Origin of the sequence: Sinomonas atrocyanea, from assembly GCF_001577305.1 — a bacterium.
Classification (GTDB): domain Bacteria; phylum Actinomycetota; class Actinomycetes; order Actinomycetales; family Micrococcaceae; genus Sinomonas; species Sinomonas atrocyanea.
Genome location: NZ_CP014518.1, coordinates 1198189 through 1217705 on the forward strand (window position 1 = coordinate 1198189; position 19517 = coordinate 1217705).

General features: G+C 72.4%; 16 protein-coding genes and 1 pseudogene. 8 read left to right on the forward strand and 9 right to left on the reverse strand.

The features are described from left to right. Positions 1 to 31 precede the first annotated feature (31 nt). Both SA2016_RS05660 and SA2016_RS22130 read left to right on the forward strand, forming a co-directional pair. Positions 32 to 907 (forward strand): hypothetical protein, encoded by an 876-nt coding sequence (locus SA2016_RS05660; protein WP_229710895.1) that lies wholly within the window; start codon positions 32 to 34, stop codon positions 905 to 907. 2 nt (positions 908 to 909) lie between these two features. Then, a pseudogene (locus tag SA2016_RS22130) lies at positions 910 to 1014 on the forward strand (2-keto-myo-inositol dehydratase); the annotation flags it as partial. Between the two features lie 89 nt (positions 1015 to 1103). Here SA2016_RS22130 and SA2016_RS05665 read toward each other — a convergent pair. The 4 genes from SA2016_RS05665 to SA2016_RS05680 all read right to left on the reverse strand — a co-directional run bounded on the left by SA2016_RS05665 (position 1104) and on the right by SA2016_RS05680 (position 6304). Next, complete coding sequence (locus tag SA2016_RS05665; protein WP_066502056.1) at positions 1104 to 2969, reverse strand: amylosucrase; 1866 nt, start codon at positions 2967 to 2969, stop codon at positions 1104 to 1106. Positions 2970 to 3143: 174 nt separating this feature from the next. Then, the gene (gene iolB / locus SA2016_RS05670) at positions 3144 to 4058 is read right to left on the reverse strand and encodes a 5-deoxy-glucuronate isomerase (protein WP_066496397.1); all 915 of its coding nucleotides are present in this window, start codon (positions 4056 to 4058) and stop codon (positions 3144 to 3146) included. Positions 4059 to 4088: 30 nt separating this feature from the next. Continuing rightward, positions 4089 to 4829 carry a GntR family transcriptional regulator gene (locus SA2016_RS05675; protein ID WP_066496399.1) on the reverse strand — a complete coding sequence of 247 codons (741 nt, stop codon included), beginning with the start codon at positions 4827 to 4829 and terminating at the stop codon, positions 4089 to 4091. A 458-nt stretch (positions 4830 to 5287) separates the two neighbouring features. Next, the gene (locus SA2016_RS05680; RefSeq protein ID WP_066496409.1) at positions 5288 to 6304 is read right to left on the reverse strand and encodes a LacI family DNA-binding transcriptional regulator; all 1017 of its coding nucleotides are present in this window, start codon (positions 6302 to 6304) and stop codon (positions 5288 to 5290) included. 135 nt (positions 6305 to 6439) lie between these two features. On the opposite strand from SA2016_RS05680, the gene SA2016_RS05685 reads away from it, so the two are divergent. The 4 genes from SA2016_RS05685 to SA2016_RS05700 all read left to right on the forward strand — a co-directional run bounded on the left by SA2016_RS05685 (position 6440) and on the right by SA2016_RS05700 (position 10339). Continuing rightward, entirely contained in the window at positions 6440 to 7663 is a 1224-nt protein-coding gene (locus SA2016_RS05685; protein ID WP_066496412.1) for a Gfo/Idh/MocA family protein, read from the forward strand. 26 nt (positions 7664 to 7689) lie between these two features. Continuing rightward, the gene (locus SA2016_RS05690; protein WP_066496414.1) at positions 7690 to 8709 is read left to right on the forward strand and encodes a sugar phosphate isomerase/epimerase family protein; all 1020 of its coding nucleotides are present in this window, start codon (positions 7690 to 7692) and stop codon (positions 8707 to 8709) included. A gap of 166 nt (positions 8710 to 8875) precedes the next feature. Next, positions 8876 to 9469: an HhH-GPD-type base excision DNA repair protein gene (locus SA2016_RS05695; protein ID WP_066496417.1), complete on the forward strand. Its 594-nt coding sequence runs from the start codon at positions 8876 to 8878 to the stop codon at positions 9467 to 9469. A 375-nt stretch (positions 9470 to 9844) separates the two neighbouring features. Beyond that, on the forward strand, positions 9845 to 10339 hold the full coding sequence (locus tag SA2016_RS05700; RefSeq protein WP_066496420.1) for an FBP domain-containing protein: 495 nt from the start codon (positions 9845 to 9847) through the stop codon (positions 10337 to 10339). 50 nt (positions 10340 to 10389) lie between these two features. Here the strand turns inward: SA2016_RS05700 and SA2016_RS05705 are convergent, their stop codons facing one another. After that, complete coding sequence (locus SA2016_RS05705) at positions 10390 to 11829, reverse strand: amino acid permease (RefSeq protein WP_066496423.1); 1440 nt, start codon at positions 11827 to 11829, stop codon at positions 10390 to 10392. A gap of 97 nt (positions 11830 to 11926) precedes the next feature. Beyond that, entirely contained in the window at positions 11927 to 12973 is a 1047-nt protein-coding gene (locus SA2016_RS05710; RefSeq protein WP_066496424.1) for a LacI family DNA-binding transcriptional regulator, read from the reverse strand. Between the two features lie 104 nt (positions 12974 to 13077). Between SA2016_RS05710 and SA2016_RS05715 the strand changes: the two genes are divergently transcribed. Continuing rightward, positions 13078 to 14115: a Gfo/Idh/MocA family oxidoreductase gene (locus SA2016_RS05715; protein ID WP_066496425.1), complete on the forward strand. Its 1038-nt coding sequence runs from the start codon at positions 13078 to 13080 to the stop codon at positions 14113 to 14115. A gap of 79 nt (positions 14116 to 14194) precedes the next feature. On the opposite strand, the gene SA2016_RS05720 is transcribed toward SA2016_RS05715, so the two are convergent. Then, entirely contained in the window at positions 14195 to 15760 is a 1566-nt protein-coding gene (locus SA2016_RS05720) for a CehA/McbA family metallohydrolase (RefSeq protein ID WP_218030635.1), read from the reverse strand. Between the two features lie 86 nt (positions 15761 to 15846). On the opposite strand from SA2016_RS05720, the gene SA2016_RS05725 reads away from it, so the two are divergent. Further along, positions 15847 to 16971 (forward strand): LOG family protein, encoded by a 1125-nt coding sequence (locus SA2016_RS05725; protein WP_066496429.1) that lies wholly within the window; start codon positions 15847 to 15849, stop codon positions 16969 to 16971. A gap of 160 nt (positions 16972 to 17131) precedes the next feature. Here SA2016_RS05725 and SA2016_RS05730 read toward each other — a convergent pair whose 3' ends face one another. Both SA2016_RS05730 and SA2016_RS05735 read right to left on the reverse strand, forming a co-directional pair. Next, complete coding sequence (locus tag SA2016_RS05730; protein WP_066496435.1) at positions 17132 to 18457, reverse strand: MFS transporter; 1326 nt, start codon at positions 18455 to 18457, stop codon at positions 17132 to 17134. A 33-nt stretch (positions 18458 to 18490) separates the two neighbouring features. Continuing rightward, positions 18491 to 19516: an MBL fold metallo-hydrolase gene (locus SA2016_RS05735; RefSeq protein WP_066496437.1), complete on the reverse strand. Its 1026-nt coding sequence runs from the start codon at positions 19514 to 19516 to the stop codon at positions 18491 to 18493. Position 19517: the final 1 nt, after the last annotated feature.

The following is a 19517-nucleotide window of genomic DNA, read 5'->3' on the forward strand; positions in this document are numbered from 1 at the left end:
GCCAGGGGAACGGAACGAGCGGAGGATGACCATGAACGGCATGACGAAGAAGGCCCTGGGCGCGGGATTCGCGGGAGTGGCAGCGCTGGCGCTGGCTGCCTGCTCGGGCGGGGGCGGCACGTCCGCCAGCCCAAGCGGGAGCGCGAGCCCCTCGGCGAGCCCGAGCGCGAAGGTCTACAGCGACTCGGACCTTCAGGCCCTGGTCTCCGGGCTGAAGGACTCGGACGGGAACGACCTCAAGCCCTACTCGAAGGACCAGGTCACCACGGGCAAGGACCTCGGGAAGGTGCTGCTCAGCACCGCGACCGTGGATCCCAGCGACTGCAAGTCGATTGCGACGGCCGGCCTGGTCAACAGCGTGGACAGCGGCTCCGTGGCGGTGGCCATCTCGGACAGCCAGAAGCCGCGGACGGTCTCGGCCCAGTCCGGGTCGCAGGGCCCCGACGCGCAGCAGGTCCTGAAGGACATCGAGGGCAAGATGGGCACCTGCGCCAAGTTCACGGTGTCCGCGCTGGGCCAGAAGGTCACGGTCGCGAGCAAGCAGCTCCAGGCCACGACGGATGCCGCCGAGACCTTCGGCACGGTCAGCACCCGCGGCGACAACAGCTCGGACATGCTCATGCAGGTTTCCGGCGCCCAGGGCAGGCTGCTCGTCGTCGCCACCAAGAGCGGCGGCAACCTCGGCGACACCGACCAGCATGAGCTCGAGGGCCTCGTGAACGACGTGCTGCACAAGGCCACCGGGTCCTCCACCGCGAGCCCGACTTCGGGCATGACCAGTTCGTCGTCGTCGACGTCCGGCACCACCGAGTCCAGCAGCCCGAGCTCCTCGAGCTCGCCGAGCAGCTCGGAGACCTCGGGCATGTCGTCGGGCACCTCGTCGAGCGCGAGCCCGTCTGCCTCGTAGCCTTCCTCGACGAGGTCGCCGAGGCCGGCTACCGCTGGATCGAGCTCGGCCCGTACGGCTACCTCCCCACGGACCCGTCCCGCACGATGCAGGAGTACGCGGCCCGTGCGGCGCGCTGACGGTCGGCTGCTCGGGCGACGCACGACGGCGGGTGCCTGGCCCAGGCGAGCCGGGTGCCCGCCGTCGCACGTCGTGATCAGCCGAGCGGGCGGACCCGGAGCCAGAAGTACTCCTGAGGCGGGATCGTCAGGCCCGCGGCGAGGTGGACGGCGGCGCCGGTGGCAAGGTCGGTGCCCTCGGGCTCGAAGCCGGACAACGTGCGGGCGGACACGCACTGGGCCCGGTCGCTGAAGTTCGCCAGGGCGAGGACGGCGGTGCCCTCGCCGGGGCGCTGGTAGCCGAGGACCGACGGATTGTCGGTGCCGAAGTCGATCAGCCGCGTGCCCTCGAACTCCGGGGTGTCGGCCCTGATCCGGCGCATGTGCTCGAGCCCTGCGAAGATGGCGCCGGCGGGGGTGGACGGATCGTGCCGCTGCCCGTACGCCTCGGCGGGGTAGTGGGGCCGGTGGACCCAGCGGCTGTCTGCCCCGTGGCCGGGCTCGTCGGCGTAGCCGTAGTCGTTGAGCTGGCCGACCTCGTCGCCCAGGAAGATGAGCGGGATGCCGCCCGTGCTGAACGGCACCGAATGGGCCAGGAGGACCCGGCGGACCGCCTCCGCCGAGCCGTCCTCGAGGCCGCACAGCGACGCTGTCGTGCCCGAGATCCGGCAGTCGCCGGTCTTGGGGTTGTCCTGGAAGGGCACGCCCCGCGCGAAGCTGCCCGGGAAGCGGTTGACGTAGAAGGCGTTGAGGAACCGGCGGTGGTCGAAGCCGTTGATGCCCAGCTCGGCCGCGTCCTCGTCGGCGAACGTCCAGCCGATGTCGTCGTGGCTGCGCACGTAGTTCACCCACGCTGTCCCCTCGGGCAGATTGTGCCGCCGGTGCAGCGCCTGGGCCAGGAGCGAGACGTCCCGCGTCGCGAGGGCATCCCAGAGGAGGGCCATCTGGAGCGGGTTGTAGGAGATCTGGCATTCCGTGGGGTCAATGTACTTGACGACGTCGTCGGGGTGGACGATCGCCTCCGACTTGAATAGCAGGGACGGGGCCGCGATCCGGCACACGGCGTTGAACGCCCGCAGCAGGGTGTGCGCCTCGGGGAGGTTCTCGCAGGATGTGCCGAGCTGCTTCCAGATGAAGGCGACGGCGTCCATGCGCAGGATTTCGATGCCCTGGTTGGCCAGGAAGAGCATCTCGCGGGCCATGGCGCGGAAGACGGCGGGGTTGGAGTAGTTCAGGTCCCACTGGAAGGTGTGGAACGTGGTCCACACCCAGCGGCCGTCGGGCAGCTGGATGAACGATCCGGGGTGGTCGTCCGGGAAGATCTCCCGGACGTTCCGCTCGAACGCGTCCGGCATGGTCCGGTCGGGGAAGATCCAGTAGTAGTCCTCGAACTCCGGGCTGCCGGCCGCCGCCTGCCGGGCCCACTCGTGCTCGTCCGAGGTGTGGTTGAAGATGAAGTCGACCACGAGGCTGATGCCATGCGCGCGCAGCTGGGCGGCCAGCCCGCGCAGCTGCTCCATCGTGCCCAGCGCCGGCTTGACCTCGCGGTAGCTCGAGACGGCGTAGCCCCCGTCCGAGTTCGGCTCGGGGGCCTGGAACAGCGGCATGAGGTGCAGGTAGGTCAGGCCGAGCTCCGTGAAGTAGGGGATCCGGGCCCGGACGCCCTCCAGGTCCTCGGCGTACCGGTCGACGTAGCAGACCCCGCCGAGCATCCTCCGGGACTGGAACCAGGCCGGCTCGGCCTCCCGCGCGGCGTCGAGCGCCTTGAGGTCTGCCGGGCGGTCCTGCCAGGCCTGGGCCGACTCCCGCACGAGCAGCGCGAGCTGTTCGGCGCAGTCCTCGCGACCGCCGTAGAGCGAGCGGAACAGGACGGCGAGCGTCGGAAGGTGCTCGTCGAGCCGGCGCTCGAAGTCGGCCCACGACGGCGCTGACCGGTCCAGTGCCGGGTCGTCCCGGAGCGCCATCAGGACGTGGTCCTGGGAGGACTCTTCAGCGCTCGCGAAAATCCCCACGGCAGGTCTCCTTCGACGGTGTCCGGCTGAACCCAGCCGCGTGTGAGCCACCCTACGTGCGCGTTCGGCCGGGGCGCCAGACTCTCGCGCCGGTGCGGGGCGGCCGGGGCTTCAGCGGCCGGCGGCCTACGCGGTGAACGGCAGACGCGGGTCCACCTGCTGGCCCTCCCAGGTCGAGCGCACCCAGCCGTGGTGCGGGTCGTCGCTGATGAGCCAGTCGCGGACGCGGCCCGGGCCTGCCATCACGTTGAGGTAGTACAGGTCGTACCCGGGCGCCGCCATCGCCGGTCCGTGCCAGCCGTAGGGGACGAGGACGACGTCGCCTGTGCGCACCTCGGCCTGGACGTCGATGGGGCGCTCGTCCGAGGCGTACACGCGGGCGTATCCCACTGGGTCCTCGCCGGCACCATCGTGGCCGGCGGTGGGGGAGCCGGGTGCGAGGCGCGTCTCGAAGTAGTAGATCTCCTCGAGCGAGGTCTCGCCGTCCTTCTCCTCATCGTGCTTGTGCGGAGGGTAGGAGGACCAGTTGCCGGCGGGGGTGATGACCTCGCAGACGATGAACCGGTCCGCCTCGAGGGCCGCCGGGGTGCCGAAGTTGTGCACCTGGCGCGAGCAGTTCCCGGCACCGCGCAGCTCCACCGGGGTCTCCTCGGCCCGGATCAGCCGGGTGGGGTAGTCCGCCTTGGCGGGGGCGAGCGCAACGGCGACCCTGCCGCCGTCGGCCGTCGTGATGGTGACGGCCTTCCCGATCCCCGTGTAGAGCACGTCGCTCGGGCCCGCGAAGACCGAGGCGCGGCCGCGGAGGAGGTGGGGCGCGCCGTCGACCGTCACCTCGAAGGCGCCCGAGAGCGGGACGACGATCCGTTCGACGCCGGCCGCCGGCAGGGAGACCGAGGCGCCGCCGGCCAGCTCAGCGACCTTGATGCCGGTGTGCGCCCAGCCGGGGACGTCCGGGGAGCCGTCCGCCTCGCCCGTCGCGCCCAGCGAGACCTGCCACGCGCCGTCCGCGGCGCTGCCGAGGGGGTAGACCCACTCTGCCATGCATGTTCCTTCCGTCGTGCCGGCCGCGCGTCAGCGCTGGACCAGGGTCATCTCGAAGCTGTAGGAGTCGGCCCGGTACACGTGCCGGCCGGTCTCGACGCTGCGGCCCGTGTCGTCCACCGCGGTGCGCTCCATGGTGACGAGCGCGGAGCCGGGAGCCACCTCGAGCAGGCCAGCCTGGTACTCGTCCGCGACGGCGGCGCCGATGCGCTGGTTGGCGAGGCGGAAGTTCACGCCCCCGTCCCGCAGGATCTGGTACATGCCGTGCTCGCGCAGGCCCACCTCGGTCAGCTCCGCGACGTCGTCCCGGACCCAGTTCTCCATGAGCGCGAGCGGCTTGCCCTCGACCGAGCGCAGGCGCGTGAAGTGGTACACGCCCACGCCAGCCGGCAGCTGCAGCGTCTCCGCGACGTCGGCGTCCGCGGGGCCGTGGCTGAAGTTCAGCACGCGGGTGCTGGGGCGCTTGCCGCCGCGGGCCAGATCGTCGAAGAGGCTCGAGAGCTCGAGGTGGCGGCGCACCTGGCTGGCCACGACCTGCGTGCCGACGCCGCGCTTGCGCACGAGGAGGCCCGCGCGGACGAGCTCGTCCATCGCCTTGCGCATGGTGGGCCGGGACAGGTTGAGCTGTGCCGCGAGCTCGATCTCGTTCTCGAGCTTCGAGCCCGGCTCGAGCTGGCCGCCCCGGATCATGGCCTCGATGCCCTGGACCACCTGGTGGTACAGCGGCACGGGGGAGGACCGGTCGATCGGGATGTTGAGGGTGGCTGCCATGACCCCTCCTTGGGTCCGGCGGGGCGCAGGCCCGGGCCGAATGTTTGGTTGATAGGACAAAACCTTCTTCTGATCGTAGCACCGCGCCTCCCGGCCGGGACAGGGTGCGGGTGTGATCCGACGGGGTTGTTCCGAAGGTTGACAGGACAAAGTCTGGGCCTCGGTCCCAGGGCGAAACCCACAGGAGGTGACCCGCAGGAGGTGACCTTCAGGAGGCGACTTTCAGATGGCCGGCCAGGCGGGAGGGGGCACCGTGGAGCCGCGGACCACGAGGTCGGGTGCGAGATGGTCCAGCTGGGCATCTCGACACAACTCACGGCGGAAACCGGCCCGGAAGCGGCCGATCGCGACCTGGGTTGTGTCGATCTGCCCGCTTCCCAGGACGAAACCCCGGGAGGTGACCCACAGGAGGTGGCCCGCAGGAGGTGACCTTCAGGAGGTGACTTTCAGATGGGCGGTCAGGTGGGGGGCGGGGCCGTGGAGCCGCGGACCACGAGGTCGAGGGCGAGGAGCTCGCGGTGCGCCGGCGCATCGGGGGAGTCGAGGCGGCGCAGCAGCGCCCGTGCGGCCGCGGCGCCCACGTCCGCGGAGTGGCCGTCCACGCTCGTCAGCGCGAGGTACCGGTAGGCGGCCAGCGGCGAGTCGTCGTGGCCCACCACCGAGACGTCCGCAGGCACCGAGAGCCCCCGCTCGCGCAGCGCGGCCAGGGCGCCGACGGCCATGACGTCGTTCGCGGCCACGATTCCCGTCACGTGGGGGTGTGCCTCCAGGAGTGCGCAGGCCGCGGAGTAGCCGGCCGCCTCCGTGGTCGCGCCCCCGCCCGTGGTGATCGGCTCGAGCCCCGCGGCCAGCATCGCCGACTCGTACCCGCGCCGCCGGGCGTCGCCGGGGCCGCTGTGCCCGGCAAGGTGGGCCACCCGCGTGTGGCCCAGGCGGAGCAGGTGCTCGGTCGCCAGCCGCCCCCCGAGCTCGTCGTCGCCGGCGACCACATCGACTGCCCGCCCGGCGTCGCGCGCGCCGAGCTCGCGGAGGCCCGCGACGACGATCGGGACGCCGACGCGCTCGAGCGTCCCGGGGGCGAGGTCCGCGGCGATCACGATCGCGTCGACGTGCTGGGCGAGGAAGCCGTCCACGGGCTTGCGGCCCGAGGCCGTCTCGAGGGCCAGGTCCGCGACGCTGGCCGTGTAGCCGGCCGGATCCAGGACAGAGCGGAGTCCGGCAAGCAGCTCGACGAACCAGGGGTTGTGGAAGTCGTCGATGAGGACGCCGACGGTGCGGGTGCGCTGGCTCGCGAGCGCGCTCGCGGCGCGCGAGGGGCGGTAGCCGAGCTCGTCGATGGCCGCGAGGACCGCGTCGCGCCGGGCTTCGCTCACATGGGGGGCATCGCGCAGGACGAGCGAGACGAGCGACTTGGAGACGCCGGCGCGCTGGGCCACGTCGTAGATCGTGGGGCGGGGCGTCGCGTCAGTGGGCACGGGACCATCATGGCATCCGCGGAGCGGTGCGAGGAGGCTATTGACAGGACAAAGTGTGCTTCCGTAGTGTGATTTGGAGCGCTCCAAAAACTCCCACCCTGCCCGGCCCCGCCGGACCCCTCGAAGGAGAGAACCATGAGCAAGCCCCTCGGCGTCGCCGTCATCGGCGCAGGCATGGCCGGCAAGGCCCACGCTGCCGCCTACCGCGCCGCGAGCACCCTCTACCGGCCCACGCTCCCGGAGATCCGGCTCGTCTCGATCGGCGACGTCAACGCCGAGTTCGGGCAGGCGGCCGCGACGCGCTTCGGCTACGCCCGGCACGACTCCTCCTGGCAGGCCATCGCCGAGGCGGACGACATCGACGTCGTCTCGGTGGTCATCGCCAACTCCCTCCATCGGGAGGTCGTCGAAGGGCTCCTCGCCGCCGGCAAGCACGTCCTGTGTGAGAAGCCGCTCTCCGACTCCCTTGAGGACGCCCGCGCGATGGCCCACGCCGCGGCCGCTGCCGAGGAGCGCGGCGTCCTGGGCCGCATCGGCTTCACGTTCCGCCGCACGCCCGGCATCGCCGCCATCCGTGAGCTCATCCAGGACGGCACGCTCGGGCGTCCGCTGCACTTCTCGGGCCGCTACTGGACCGACTACGGCTGCAGCCCGCAGGCCCCCATGAGCTGGCGCTACAAGGGCGGCCCCGGCTCGGGCGCGCTCGCCGACATCGGCAGCCACCTCGCCTACGTGGGCGAGTTCCTCTGCGGGGACATCCGGTCGGTCTCCGGCGGCGAGCTCTCGACCGCCATCACCCAGCGCCCGCTCCCGCTCGGGGCCGTCTTGGGCCACGACCACGCGGCCGTCTCGGAGACGTTCGAGCCGGTGGAGAACGACGACGTCGCCTCCTTCTCGGCCGAGTTCGCCTCCTGCATCGGCTCGCTGTCTGTCTCCCGCGTCGCCGCGGGGCACCCCAACTCGCTCATGTTCGAGGTCTTCTGCGAAAACGGCGCGGCCTCCTTCGACCAGCGCCGCCCCGCCGAGATCGGCCTCTTCCTCAACGAGGGCCCCTACGCCCAGAACGGCTACCGCCAGGTGATCCTCGGCCCCGACCACCCCTACATCGCCGGCGGCCTCGCCATGGACGCCCCGGGCGTCGGCTTCGGCCAGAACGACGCCTTCGGCTACCAGGCCCGGGCATTCCTCGAGGAGGTCGCGGGCCTGCCGGCGGCCGAGTCCCTCCCGCGCTGCGCGACGTTCGACGAGGGCGTGCGCAACATGGAGATCCTCGGCGCCGTCGCTGCCTCCGCCGCGGATGCCGGCCGCCGCGTCGAGGTCCCGTCCGCCGAGAAGCCCGCGCTCGCCGTCGTGCGCTGAGCCGACCGAAACGCTAGGAGAGAACCATGAAGCTCGGCGTCTACAACGCGATCCTGCACGACCGCTCCCTGCCCGAGGCGCTCGAGGTCATTGCCGGCCTCGGCCTCACGGGCATCGAGATCAACACCGGCGGCTTCCTGCCCGCCGTGCACGTGCCCACCTTCGACCAGATCCTCGAAAGCGACACGGCCCGGGACGACTACCTCGGCCTCTTCGAGGGCACGGGCGTGGGGATCGCGGGCCTGAACTGCAACGGCAACCCGCTGCACCCCAAGCCCGAGATCGGCCGGAAGCACGCGGAGGATATCCGCCGCTCCATCCGCCTCGCCGAGCGCCTCGGCCAGCACCGCGTGGTGACCATGTCCGGCCTGCCCGGGGGAGAGCCCGGCGCGACCGTGACGAACTGGATCGTCAACGCGTGGAACTCCGCCGCCCTGGACGTCCTCGACTACCAGTGGGGCATTGCCGCCGACTTCTGGCGCGAGACCGACCGGCTCGCCGCGGACCACGGCGTCAAGGTGGCCCTCGAGCTGCACCCGCAGAACATCGTCTTCAACACCGCAGACGTGTACCGGCTGGTGGAGCTCACGGGCGCCACCCACGTGGGCGTGGAACTGGACGCCTCGCACCTGTTCTGGCAGCAGATGGACCCGGTCGCGGTGGTCCGCGAGCTCGGCTCCCTCGTGGTCCACGCCGCGGCGAAGGACGTGCGCGTCAACCCCGAGAACGCGAGGCTCTACGGGGTCCTCGACAATCGCTTCCGCCGGCTCTCTCCGGACGAGCCGCGGACCAACCTCGGCGGCGACGAGTGGGCCAACGAGTGGCCCAAGGACTCCGCGTGGGACTTCGTGGCCCTCGGCCGCGGGCACGACGCCGCCTACTGGGCCGAGTTCCTGTCCGCCCTGCGCGACGTGGACCCGGACATGATGGTCAACATCGAGCACGAGGACGTCTCCCTCGGCCGGATCGAGGGCCTCGAGGTCGCCGCCGGCGTCCTGCTCGAGGCCGCACGGATGATCGGGGAGGACGCCCCAGCCCGGGTGTAGGCCGTGCGCTGTCGCCCCCGTCCCCATAAATGGTGGGTTGAGCACGGTCCGCGCCGCCGGCACCGTGCTCAGCCCACCATTTCGACTCCGGTTCCGCCGTTGGCGCCCGACGGCGGGCTGGCGCCGCCCGGTCGACCCGGGCTTGGCCCGGTGGGAGACTGGCGCCATGACGCTGAACATCACCGGCGACGCCGACGCCGACCGCCTGCTCACCGAGGACCCGCTCGCCCTGCTCATCGGCATGCTCCTGGACCAGCAGGTGCCGATGGAGACCGCGTTCGCGGGCCCGCTGAAGATCGCCCGGCGGGCGGGGACGCTGGACGCCGCCGCCCTCGCGCACACGAACCCGGACGAGTTCGCCCAGATGTTCAAGGAGCCGCCCGCGGTGCACCGCTTCCCCGGCTCCATGGCCGCCCGCGTGCAGGCGCTGTGCGCCGCGGTCGAGGACGAGTGGGGCGGCGACGCCGCGGCCCTGTGGACCCAGGGCGACCCGGACGGCGCCGAGGTGCTCCGGCGCCTGAAGAAGCTCCCGGGGTTCGGCGAGCAGAAGGCCAAGATCTTCCTCGCGCTGCTCGGCAAGCAGTACGGCTACGCCGGCGCGGGCTGGCGCGAGGCCTCCGCCCCCTACGGCGAGGACGGCTCGCACCGCAGCGTCGCGGACATCGTCTCTGCCGAGTCGCTGGCCAAGGTCCGTGAGTTCAAGCGCGCGCAGAAGGCCGCGGCGAAGGCGGGAGCGAAGGGCGCCGCCTCTCCGGCGTGATCCCGACGCCGCCGGCTGGACGGATCCTGGACGATCTGGGAGGATCGGGCCCAGCCGGATTCCCGGCAGGACCACGCCCTCGGCAGCAGACCAGGGCATCGAGGACGCGCCGGGCGGCGCCATGAGGGGGAGCAGACGTGATCGCTGCAGTGAGCGGGGTGGCCGTGACGGCCTGCTGCGCACCCCTGCGCCCGTCTGCCCCCGCTGCCTGACCAGGCTTCCCGAACCCTGAGCCCCTCCGCGGTGCGCGGCGCCGCTGCGTGCCGATCGCCGTCCCAGGGCACCCGCAGGCCCCGCCAGGGGCAGACACCGCCACGTCATGCCCCGCGCCGGATGGGCGCGGGCCCGAAGCGATGCCGCAAAGCGAGTGCTGCCATGCAGAAGACCACCCTGAACCAGATCCGTTCCTCCTTCATCAACGCCAGCCGGTCCGAGGCCGCCCGGCTCACCCCGCTGAAGGACTTCGACGAGCTCGACTGGGACGCCCTCGACGTCCTGGGCTGGCGCGATCCGAAGATGCCCCTGCGCGGCTACCTCGTGGTGCCGCAGCCGGGCGGCCGGATTGTCTCAGCCCTGCTCCGTGCGCCCGAGGGCGGGGCGCGGAAGAACCGCGCCGTGCTGTGCGACCTGTGCCGCGCCGTGGACACGCCCAACGACGTGCTCCTGTGGGTGGCCCGCCGCGCCGGGGCATCGGGCCGCAACGGCAACACCGTCGGCACGCTCATCTGCGCCGACTTCCAGTGCAGCGCCAACGTGCGCGTCCAGCCGCCGGCGGACCCCATCAACCCGGACCCCGCCCTCGTCGTGGCCAGGCGGATCGAGGGCCTGGGCACGCGGGCCGGGCTCTTCCTCGAGAAGGTGCGCGGCTAGGGGAGGCGCCCCGCGCACGACGCCGGCCACCCGGCGTCGTGCGCCGAGCCTCACCGCCCGCCGGGGGCGCCCGCCCGGGCGTGGCGCGGGCTGTCCGGGTTGAGCAGCGAGTGCCTGCGGGAGTAGCTGAAGTAGATCGCCAGCCCCACCACGAGCCACACCGCGAACCGCACCCAGGTCTCCCACGGCAGGGAGATGATGAGCCAGAGCGAGAACAGGACGCCGATCGCCGGCACCACGGGCATCCACGGGGTGCGGAAGGAGCGGGGGATCTCGGGGCTGCGGTAGCGCAGCACGATCACGGCCAGGCACACCACCACGAAGGCCGAGAGGATGCCGATGTTGGTCAGCTCGGCCACGGTGTTGATGGGCAGGACGCCGGCCAGGATGGCCGAGCCGACGCCCACGATCCACGTGACCCGGGTGGGGACGTGCCGCTTGGGGTCGGTCCGGGCGAACCACTTCGGCAGCAGGCCGTCGCGGCTCATGGAGAACCACACGCGCGTGACGCCGAGCATGAACGTGAGCATCACCGTCAGGATCGAGACGATCGCACCCACGGCGATCACGTCCGCGACCGCGGGGAGCCCCACGGCGGCGAACGCGCTCGCGAAGCCGGACTTCGGGTCGATCTGGGTGTAGTTCTGCATGCCGGTGAGCACGAGGGTCGCGAGGACGTAGAGCACCATGGCGATCGCGAGCGAGTAGATGATGGCCTTTGGCATGTGCCGGGTGGCGTCGCGGGACTCCTCGGCGGCGGTGCTCATGGCGTCGTAGCCGAAGACGGCGAAGAACACCGTGGCCGCGCCGGTCATCACCCCGCCGAAGCCGAAGGGGAAGTACGGGTGGTAGTTGGCGCTGTTGATGTGGAACACGCCGAGGACCACGATGACCACGACGAGCAGCACCTTCAGGGCCACGACCAGCAGCTCGAACCGGCCGGTGCTCTGGATGCCGCGGGTGAGGATCCAGGCCGTGAGCAGGCACAGGATGATGGCGAAGACGTCCACCACGTGCCCGGGACCGGTGCCGGGCGCGCCGAGCATCCACGCGGGCAGGTCGACGCCGAGCTGGCCCACGAGGAAGCCGAAGTACCCGGAGATGCCGATCGCGACGACGGCGACGATGGCCGTGTACTCGAGCAGCAGGTCCCAGCCGATGAACCAGCCCACCACCTCGCCGAGGGCCGCGTAGCCGTAGGTGTAGGCGGAGCCGGCCTTGGGGATCATCCCCGCGAACTCGGCGTAGGAGAGCGCGGCGGCCGCGCTGGCGACGCCGGCGACGAGGAAGGAGATGAGCACGGCCGGCCCGGCCGTCTGGTGCGCGACGGCGCCGGCGAGCGAGAAGATGCCGGCGCCGATGATCCCGCCGACGCCGATCGCGGTCAGCTGCCAGAGTCCGAGGGTCCGGGACAGGTGCCCGATGCCGGGCTCGTCCTCGATCTCACCGATTGGCTTGCGCCGGAGTATGGACTGGTTCTTCCCTGACATCGCAGCCTCCTGGTGGTTGGCTCTCGATCCTCGGATGCTCCGCAGGGTACTCCTGTCGCGCGCTCCTGTCGCCGCCGCACCGCGCGATCCGGAGGGCTCACCCGGCCTGCGCGGGGCGGGCCCGGCGGACGACGGCGGGCGGCGGCGCCGTGCTGGTGCGCACCTTCAGCTCCGGGTTGAGGAGGGTGGCCGCGGCGCCGGGACCGGCCCCTCCCGGGGGCCGGCCATGGCCGGCGATCATCTCGGCCAGGAGGGCCGCGGCCACGCGCCCGGCCTCCCTGCTGGCGTTGTCCACGCTCGTGAGCCCGACGGCCCGCAGCCGGGCCGCGGGCGTGTCGTCGTACCCGGCCAGCGAGAGGTCCTCCGGGACGCGCAGGCCGAGCTCCTCCGCGGCGGAGAGCGCGCCGAGGGCCGCCATGTCGTTCACCGCGAAGACCGCGGTGGGCCGGGGCTCGGAGCGCAGAACCCCGAGCGCCGCGAGCCGGCCCGCCTCCTCGGTGCGGCCGGCCGGGACCGTGACCGCGTCGAGCCCGGCGCGGCGCGCCTCCTCCTCGAAGCCGGCCCGACGGGCATCGCCCACCGACGTCCCGGGGTCGGCCAGGTGGGCGATCCTCGTGTGCCCCAGCCCCGTGAGGTGGCGGACCACGCGGCGGGCTCCCTCGGCGTCGTCGTTCGTGACGACGGCGGCGCCGGGCACCTGGGCGCGCGCGGCGCCGACCTGGACCACGGGCAGCGGCCCGAGCGGCGGCAGGAGCTCCTCGGCGCCGTCGAGCGTCCCCACCAGCACGAGGCCCTCGACCCGCAGCTCGAGGCAGCGCTCGGCGAGCGCGGCGCCCTCGAGGCGCCAGTCCCCGAGCAGCGGGCTCAGACCCGCCGCGTGGAGGCCGTCCGAGAGGCCCTCCACGGCGGGGACGTACCAGGGGTTGCGGAGGTCGTCGAGGATGAGTCCCACGATCCCGCTGCGGGCCGAGCCCATCGCCCGGGCGGCGGCGTTGGGCCGGTAGCCCAGCTCCTCGGCGGCCTCGAGCACGGCCCGGCGCCTGGCCTCGCTCACGTAGCCGGTACCGCGCAGCGCCAGGGAGGCGGCGGACTTCGAGACGCCTGCGCGGGCGGCGACGTCGAGGATCGTCACGGACTTCGCCACGGCACTCCTTCATGTTTGTCAGGACAAATCTTGACCGGCCGCAGGGGGACAGGGATACTCTAGACCTCACTGTTGGAACGTTCCCATACACGAAGGAGTGCCGCATGAAGGCCATCACCCTGGGGCTCGTCGGCGTCGGCCGCATCGGCGCTATGCATGCCCGCACCATCGCTGCCCTCGCCCCTGCCTTCGCCCGACGCGGGGTCGGGCTCCGCCTGGCCCTCACGGACGTCGCCGAGGACCACGCCCGCGCCGTCGCCGGCGAGGTCGGGGCCGACTTCGTCCCCGGGGGCGCCCCGGGCCTCATCGCCCACGGCGTGGACGCCCTCGTCGTCGCGACCGGGACGCAAACGCACCCCGAGCTCATCCGCGCCGGGGTGGACGCCGGCATCCCGGTGTTCTGCGAGAAGCCGGTGGCCGGCTCGGTCGCGGACTCCCTGCCCGTCCTCGAGTACATCGCGGCGAGGGGCGGCGTGGTGCAGATCGGCCACCAGCGCCGCTTCGACGCCGGTTACCTCGAGGCCAAGCGCCGCCTGGATGCCGGGGAGATCGGCTGGATCCACTCGCTGCGCGCCGTGACCGGGGACATGGCCCCGCCGCCGGTCGAGTTCCTCGCCACGTCCGGCGGCCTCTTCCGCGACTGCTCCGTGCACGACTTCGACATCCTGCGCTGGCTCACCGGCCGCGAGATCACCGAGGTCTATGCCAAGGGGTCCAACAACGGCGACCCGGCGATCGGCGAGGTCGGGGACGTGGACACGGCGCTCGCCGTCGTCACGTTCGACGACGGCACCGTGGGCACCGTCGCCGCGACCCGCTACAACGGGGCCGGGCACGATGTGCGCCTGGAGATCCAGGGCTCGGAGTCCTCGGTCATGGTGGGCCTGGACGAGAAGACGGCGCTGCGCTCCACCGAGCCCGGCGTGGCGTTCCCCGCGGGGGAGACCCACAGGACCTTCGCCGAGCGGTTCGCCGCCGCCTACCGCGCCGAGCTCGCCGCGTTCGTCGAGCTCGTCCTCGGCGAGCGGGAGAACCCCTGCACGCCCGAGGACGCCGTCGCCGCCTCCCGCGTGGCCGACGCCGCGCGGGAGTCCCTCGAGACCGGCGCCCCCGTGAGGGTGGCGGTTGCCGCGCGCGCCTGAGCGCGCCGCTGTCGGCGAGCACGACGCCGGCGGGCCGCCTCCCGTAAGGCGACCCGCCGGCGTCGTGCTTCCGGTGGTGCTACTTGGACCCGAGGAAGACCGGGTTCGTCAGGGCCGCCATCGGCCCGAGCGGGAGGTCCGGGCCCATCTCGGTGCCGCTGCCCGAGGTGCCGTCCGCCTTGGGGTGGCGGACCTCGACGCGGAGGTAGGCGGCCAGCTGCGGCGTCGTGGTCCACGTGACCGTGCCCTGGCCCGAGGCCGGGAGCGTGACCTGCCGCGTCTGGCCCTCGTCGGTGATGAAGCGGACCACCCCGTTCGGGACGCCGCCGACGTTCGCCGTCACCGTGACCGGGGCGTCCTGGGGCACGTCGAGCCGCTCGCCGATGCCCGCGGTCTTCCCGCCGGACTTCACGGTGAGGTCGAGGGTGATGTCCGCCGACTGCGCGATCCAGGATCGGCCGCTGCGGATGCCCTCCAGGATCGCGTCGTGCGAGAGCGCCGCGGCGTTGACCACGTTGTGCGGCCAGCCGATGACCTGCGGGGAGCTGTGCGCGTCGCTGTTGCCCATGGCCGGCAGCCAGCGGCCGTTGGTCCGCACGGAGTGGACGAGCATGGAGTCCCACGTGCTGATCGACATCTCGTCGTCGTGGGTCCAGGGGCCCGTCCAGACCTCGACCGCGTCGGCGTCGTCGTAGCCGAACTTCCACCGGCACGCGACGTAGGGGCAGTACGGGTGGGCCGGGACCACGAGGCCGCCGCGGGAGTGGATGAGCTGGGCGGCGTCCTCGAAGCCCTTGTCCCGGGCGCGGTAGCGCCAGTCGATCCAGTCCCCGGGCGGGAGGCCGAGCGCGAGGTAGTGGCCGTTGCGGGTGGTGACCTCTTCGCCGGTGAGGATGAGGAGGTCGTTGCCGGCCAGCGGGCCCCACACCCCGTGCGAGGCGGGCGTGTTGTGGTCGGTGGAGATCATGAAGTCGAGGCGGGCGGCCCGGGCGCCGGCGGCCACCTCCTCCGGGGTCCGCTTGCCGTCCGAGTAGACGGTGTGCAGGTGGGCGTCGCCGCGGTACCAGCCCGCGCCCTTGCCGGCCACGGCCTGGGCCGGGTACTTCGGCTGGAAGGGGGCGCCGTCCGGGCCGTAGTCGAGGGTGACGGTGACCGAGTAGTCGAGCCCGGCCTCGGCGACCTGGTACGGCCCGAGGGCGATGTTCCAGGTGCCCTTGCCGACCGGTCCGGGCAGGTAGCCGGGCGTGGCCTCGGCGGCGCTGATGAAGAACTCCGTCCGGAAGCCGCCGGACCAGCCGCGGAAGCCCTTGCCCTGGAGGCGGGTGCCCTGCTCGTCGAAGATGCCGATGTCGCACGAGTTGGAGAGCAGTCCCGGGGCCACCGTGGGCTTGCTGTACGTGTAGGAGACGCTGATCCTGTTCACGCCCGCGGGGACCTCCACGGGCAGGTAGACGAAGTCGGCCGCGCCCGGATCCAGGTGGCCGGTGATCGTCTTGGTCTTCTGCGTTCCGCTGTCCGCGGCCGCGAAGCTCATGGGCGCCAGGGTCAGCGCCGCGCCGGTGAGCGCGGCCGCCAGAAAGCCCCGGCGCGAGGGGGAGAGGGGGGCAGGGGTGTCGCCGCTGTGGGCCTTGCAGGGGGAAGTCACCCGCGACATCGTGGTGGCCGATACTTAACGGTAGGCAACGCGGGGAGGGCCGGGGCCTGAACACCGTGGGTGGATAGTCTGGCCACATGAACGCCACGCCCGCGCTGAGTCCGATGCCCCGGACGCTCGAGGTCGAGTCCCTTGAGCGCTTCGATGCACTCGTGGCCGGCGGTGCGACGGCGATGGCCGGATGGCACGTCCAGTCGGTGGACCTCACACAACGCTCCGGCGCGCTCAAGGCGCTCGATCCCTCGGGAGCGATGTTCCTCGGCTGCCGGCTCGCCGACGGCATGGAGCAGTCGCTGCGCACCCGCGGCGCCCTGGTCTTCCCGATCCTCCCCGGGGTGCCCTTCGATCCCTACCGGCCCACCCTCTACACCGGGCCAGAGCTGTATGCCGGCGTCACCGTCCGGCCCTACGAGCAGACGCCGGACGCCCTCATCTATGCCTGGACCAAGCGGCAGGGGCGCGCCGGGGTCGAGTCCGCGATCTCGGCAGCCCTCCACGACCACCACATCGGCGAGGCGCTCCAGGAGGCCCTCGACGGCGCGTTCGCCGGGCGCCGGATCGTGGGCGTCATGGGCGGCCACGTCGCTCCCCGCGGGAGCCGCACCTACGACGACGCCGCGCGCCTCGGGCGAGGGCTCGCGGCGGCGGGGCTCGTGGTCGCCACCGGGGGAGGGCCGGGGGCGATGGAGGCCGCGAACCTGGGCGCCTACCTCTCGGCCTTCCCGGAGCGGGCGCTCGACGCGGCGCTGCGGCAGATCGCCGTCGTGCCCCTCTTCCGCCCGTCCGTCAGTGCGTGGGCGCGGGCCGCGCTCGGGGTCCTCGGCGGGTTCCCCGGGGGCGCCGAGAACCTCGGGGTGCCCACGTGGTTCTACGGGCACGAGCCGCCCAACATGTTCGCGACCCACATCGCCAAGTACTTCGCCAACTCGGTCCGGGAGGCCGTGCTCCTCGAGAAGTGCACCGGCGGGGTGGTCTTCCTCCCGGGCGCGGCGGGGACGGTGCAGGAGGTGTTCCAGGACGCGTGCGAGAACTACTACGGCGCGGACGGGACCATCACCCCGATGGTGCTCCTCGGGGTGCGGCACTGGACCGAGGAACTGCCGGCGTGGCCGCTGCTGTCGAGGCTGGCCGAGGGGCGGGGCATGGCCGGGCGCGTGCACCTCGTCGACTCGGTGGACGAGGCGGTCGCGGTCCTGCGCTGACCCCGCGTTCAACGAGACCTGACCCCGCGTTCAACGAGACCTGACCCCGCGTTCAACGAGACCTGACCCCGCGTTCAAGGAGACGCGACCCCGCGTCCAGATCAACGGACGCGGGGTCAGGTTTGGGGTGACGCGGGGTCAGGTTTGGGGTGACGCGGGGTCAGTCGAGCTCGCGCCGGGTGCCCTCCGCCGTCGACAGGACGGCGACGAGGGCGACGAGCAGGACAGCGACCCAGAACACCGCGACCGGCCACAGCGCGCCGCCGGCGGCGAGGATCAGGCCCGTGATGATCATCGGCGTGAAGCCGGCGCCGAGCATGGAGGCCGTGTGGTACGCCACCGAGGCGCCCGTGTAGCGGTGCCGGGTGGGGAACTGCTCGGCGACGTACGCGGCGATGGGGCCGTAGAGGACGCCCTGGACGAGGCCGTTGCCGATCACGATCGCGAGCCCGAAGCCCCAGAGCGTGCCGTTGGTCATCAGCAGGACGGTCGGGTACGCCGCGACGATGCCGAGCAGCGCTCCGAAGGCGAGCACGCGGCGTCGTCCGAGCCGGTCGGAGAGGCGCGCCGAGATGAAGCACACCACGAGGGTCAGGACCGCCGCGGCGGCCTTGATGTTGAGCACCCCGTTCTTGTCGGCGCCCGAGGCGACGGCCACCGAGACGCCCCACACGGTCGTCATCGCCTGGCAGACGTAGAAGGCGGTGGTCGCGGCCAGCCCGAGCAGGACGGCGCGCTTGGAGTGGCGGAGCACCTCGGCGATCGGCACGCGGCGCTTCTCGCTGGCGGTCTCGAGGCGCTGGAAGGCGGGCGTCTCCGAGACCTTGAGCCGGATCACGAGGCCCACCCCGATCAGGACGGCCGAGAGGAGGAACGGCACCCGCCAGCCCCAGACGAGGAATTGGCTGCCGGAGAGCGCGGCGAAGAGGGAGAGGCCCAGCGTGCCGAGGATCGCGCCGGCCGGGCCGCCGGCGTTGGCGAAGGAGGCCGCGAAGCCCCGGTGGCGCTTCGGCGCGTGCTCGATGGCCATCAGCGCCGCGCCGCCCCACTCGCCGCCCACCGCGACGCCCTGGATGAGGCGGAGCACCACGAGCGTAATGGGCGCGGCCATGCCCACCTGCGCGGTGGGCGGCAGCAGGCCGATGGCGACCGTGCCCGCGCCCATGATCACCATCGACAGGACGAGCACCTTCTTGCGGCCCACGAGGTCGCCGAAGTGGCCGAAGACCAGGCCGCCGAGCGGCCGCGCCACGTAGCCGACCGCGAGCGTCACGAACGAGGCGAACAGCGCGAAGCCGGGCCCGAGGTTCGCGAAGAACACCTTGTCGAAGACGAGGGAGGCGGCGGTCGCGTAGAGCATGAAGTCGTAGTACTCGATGGCGCTGCCGATGAAGGACGAGGCCAGGATGCGGCGCATGTCCTTCGTGTTGAGCGTCCCGATGGGTGCGGCAGCCTGGGAGGCCGTCGTGGTGCTTTCAGTGGTCACGGGGAGTCCTCTTCCGATGATGGGCTGCGGCCGTCAGCGCTGGCGGCCAAAGGGAATGACGTCCAGATCCCTCGGGAGCACGAAGCGGCCCGAGAAGTGCTCGGCCGCCTCGGCCCACACGCGCTCGGGGGCGTGGCCGGGGACGAGGTGGTGCAGGGCGAGCGCGGCGGCGCCCGCGGCCTCGGCGGCCTTGGCCGCCTCGCGCACGCTCGTGTGCGACTTGTAGTGGTGGTCGCGGGCCGCGCGGGAGGCCTCGTCCGTCCGGTCCCCGTAGAGGGACTCGACCCAGTCGAAGTCGATCGCCTCGTGCAGGAGCAGGTCCGTGCCCTGCGCGAGGGCGACGAGGTTGGCGGTGAAGCAGGTGTCGCCGGAGATCGTCACCGAGCCCTCGGCGGTGTCGAAGCGGAACGCGAAGGCCGGGGCGATGGGCGGGTGCTCGACGAGGATCGCGGTGACGGCGACGAGCTCGTCGCGGTAGACCTCGAAGGGGGCCATCTCGGGGGTCGCGTTGGTGTTCGGGTGGTAGCCGATGCCGGCCGGAATCTCGATGTCCTCGGCATGGAACACGTCCAGGGGGCTCGGCTTGAGCGAGTCGAGGATGCGGTCGTTGAGGTCGGTGGCGTGCGCCGCCATGAGCGCCTCGAACATCTCCCGCGTCCCCGGGGTGGGGTTGTGCGGGGCGAGCGGGGCAGGAGGCACGACGGCGCGCGGGGACACCGGGGGCAGCTCGCCGCGGTTGCCGGGGCCGATGATGCGCACGGGGTCCGTGCCCGCCCGGTGCTGGAGGGCGTAGAGGCCGAAGATCCCGATCCCGGCGAGGTCGTAGACGTGGTCGGAGTGCAGGTGCGTGATGAACAGCGCCCGCATCCCGGAGAGGTCCAGCCCCGACTGCGCGAGCCGGCGGCCAGCGCCCTGGCCGGCGTCGACGAGGTAGAACGCGTCCCCGACCACCACGGCGGTGGCGATCCCGGTGCGTTCGCCGGAGTCGGCGGCGGCCCACCAGCGGGGGCCCCCGGCGGTGCCGAGGGTGACGATGCGGGGGGCGAGGCTCGGGGCCATG

What these genes read in the sequence shown, in the direction of transcription:
- SA2016_RS05660 (WP_229710895.1), top strand. Translation starts at nt 32, where the DNA reads ATGAACGGCATGACGAAGAAGGCCCTGGGCGCGGGATTCGCGGGAGTG.
- SA2016_RS05665 (WP_066502056.1), bottom strand. Translation starts at nt 2,969, where the DNA reads ATGGCGCTCCGGGACGACCCGGCACTGGACCGGTCAGCGCCGTCGTGG.
- iolB (WP_066496397.1), bottom strand. Translation starts at nt 4,058, where the DNA reads ATGGCAGAGTGGGTCTACCCCCTCGGCAGCGCCGCGGACGGCGCGTGG.
- SA2016_RS05675 (WP_066496399.1), bottom strand. Translation starts at nt 4,829, where the DNA reads ATGGCAGCCACCCTCAACATCCCGATCGACCGGTCCTCCCCCGTGCCG.
- SA2016_RS05685 (WP_066496412.1), top strand. Translation starts at nt 6,440, where the DNA reads ATGAGCAAGCCCCTCGGCGTCGCCGTCATCGGCGCAGGCATGGCCGGC.
- SA2016_RS05690 (WP_066496414.1), top strand. Translation starts at nt 7,690, where the DNA reads ATGAAGCTCGGCGTCTACAACGCGATCCTGCACGACCGCTCCCTGCCC.
- SA2016_RS05695 (WP_066496417.1), top strand. Translation starts at nt 8,876, where the DNA reads ATGACGCTGAACATCACCGGCGACGCCGACGCCGACCGCCTGCTCACC.
- SA2016_RS05700 (WP_066496420.1), top strand. Translation starts at nt 9,845, where the DNA reads ATGCAGAAGACCACCCTGAACCAGATCCGTTCCTCCTTCATCAACGCC.
- SA2016_RS05705 (WP_066496423.1), bottom strand. Translation starts at nt 11,829, where the DNA reads ATGTCAGGGAAGAACCAGTCCATACTCCGGCGCAAGCCAATCGGTGAG.
- SA2016_RS05715 (WP_066496425.1), top strand. Translation starts at nt 13,078, where the DNA reads ATGAAGGCCATCACCCTGGGGCTCGTCGGCGTCGGCCGCATCGGCGCT.
- SA2016_RS05725 (WP_066496429.1), top strand. Translation starts at nt 15,847, where the DNA reads ATGAACGCCACGCCCGCGCTGAGTCCGATGCCCCGGACGCTCGAGGTC.
- SA2016_RS05735 (WP_066496437.1), bottom strand. Translation starts at nt 19,516, where the DNA reads ATGGCCCCGAGCCTCGCCCCCCGCATCGTCACCCTCGGCACCGCCGGG.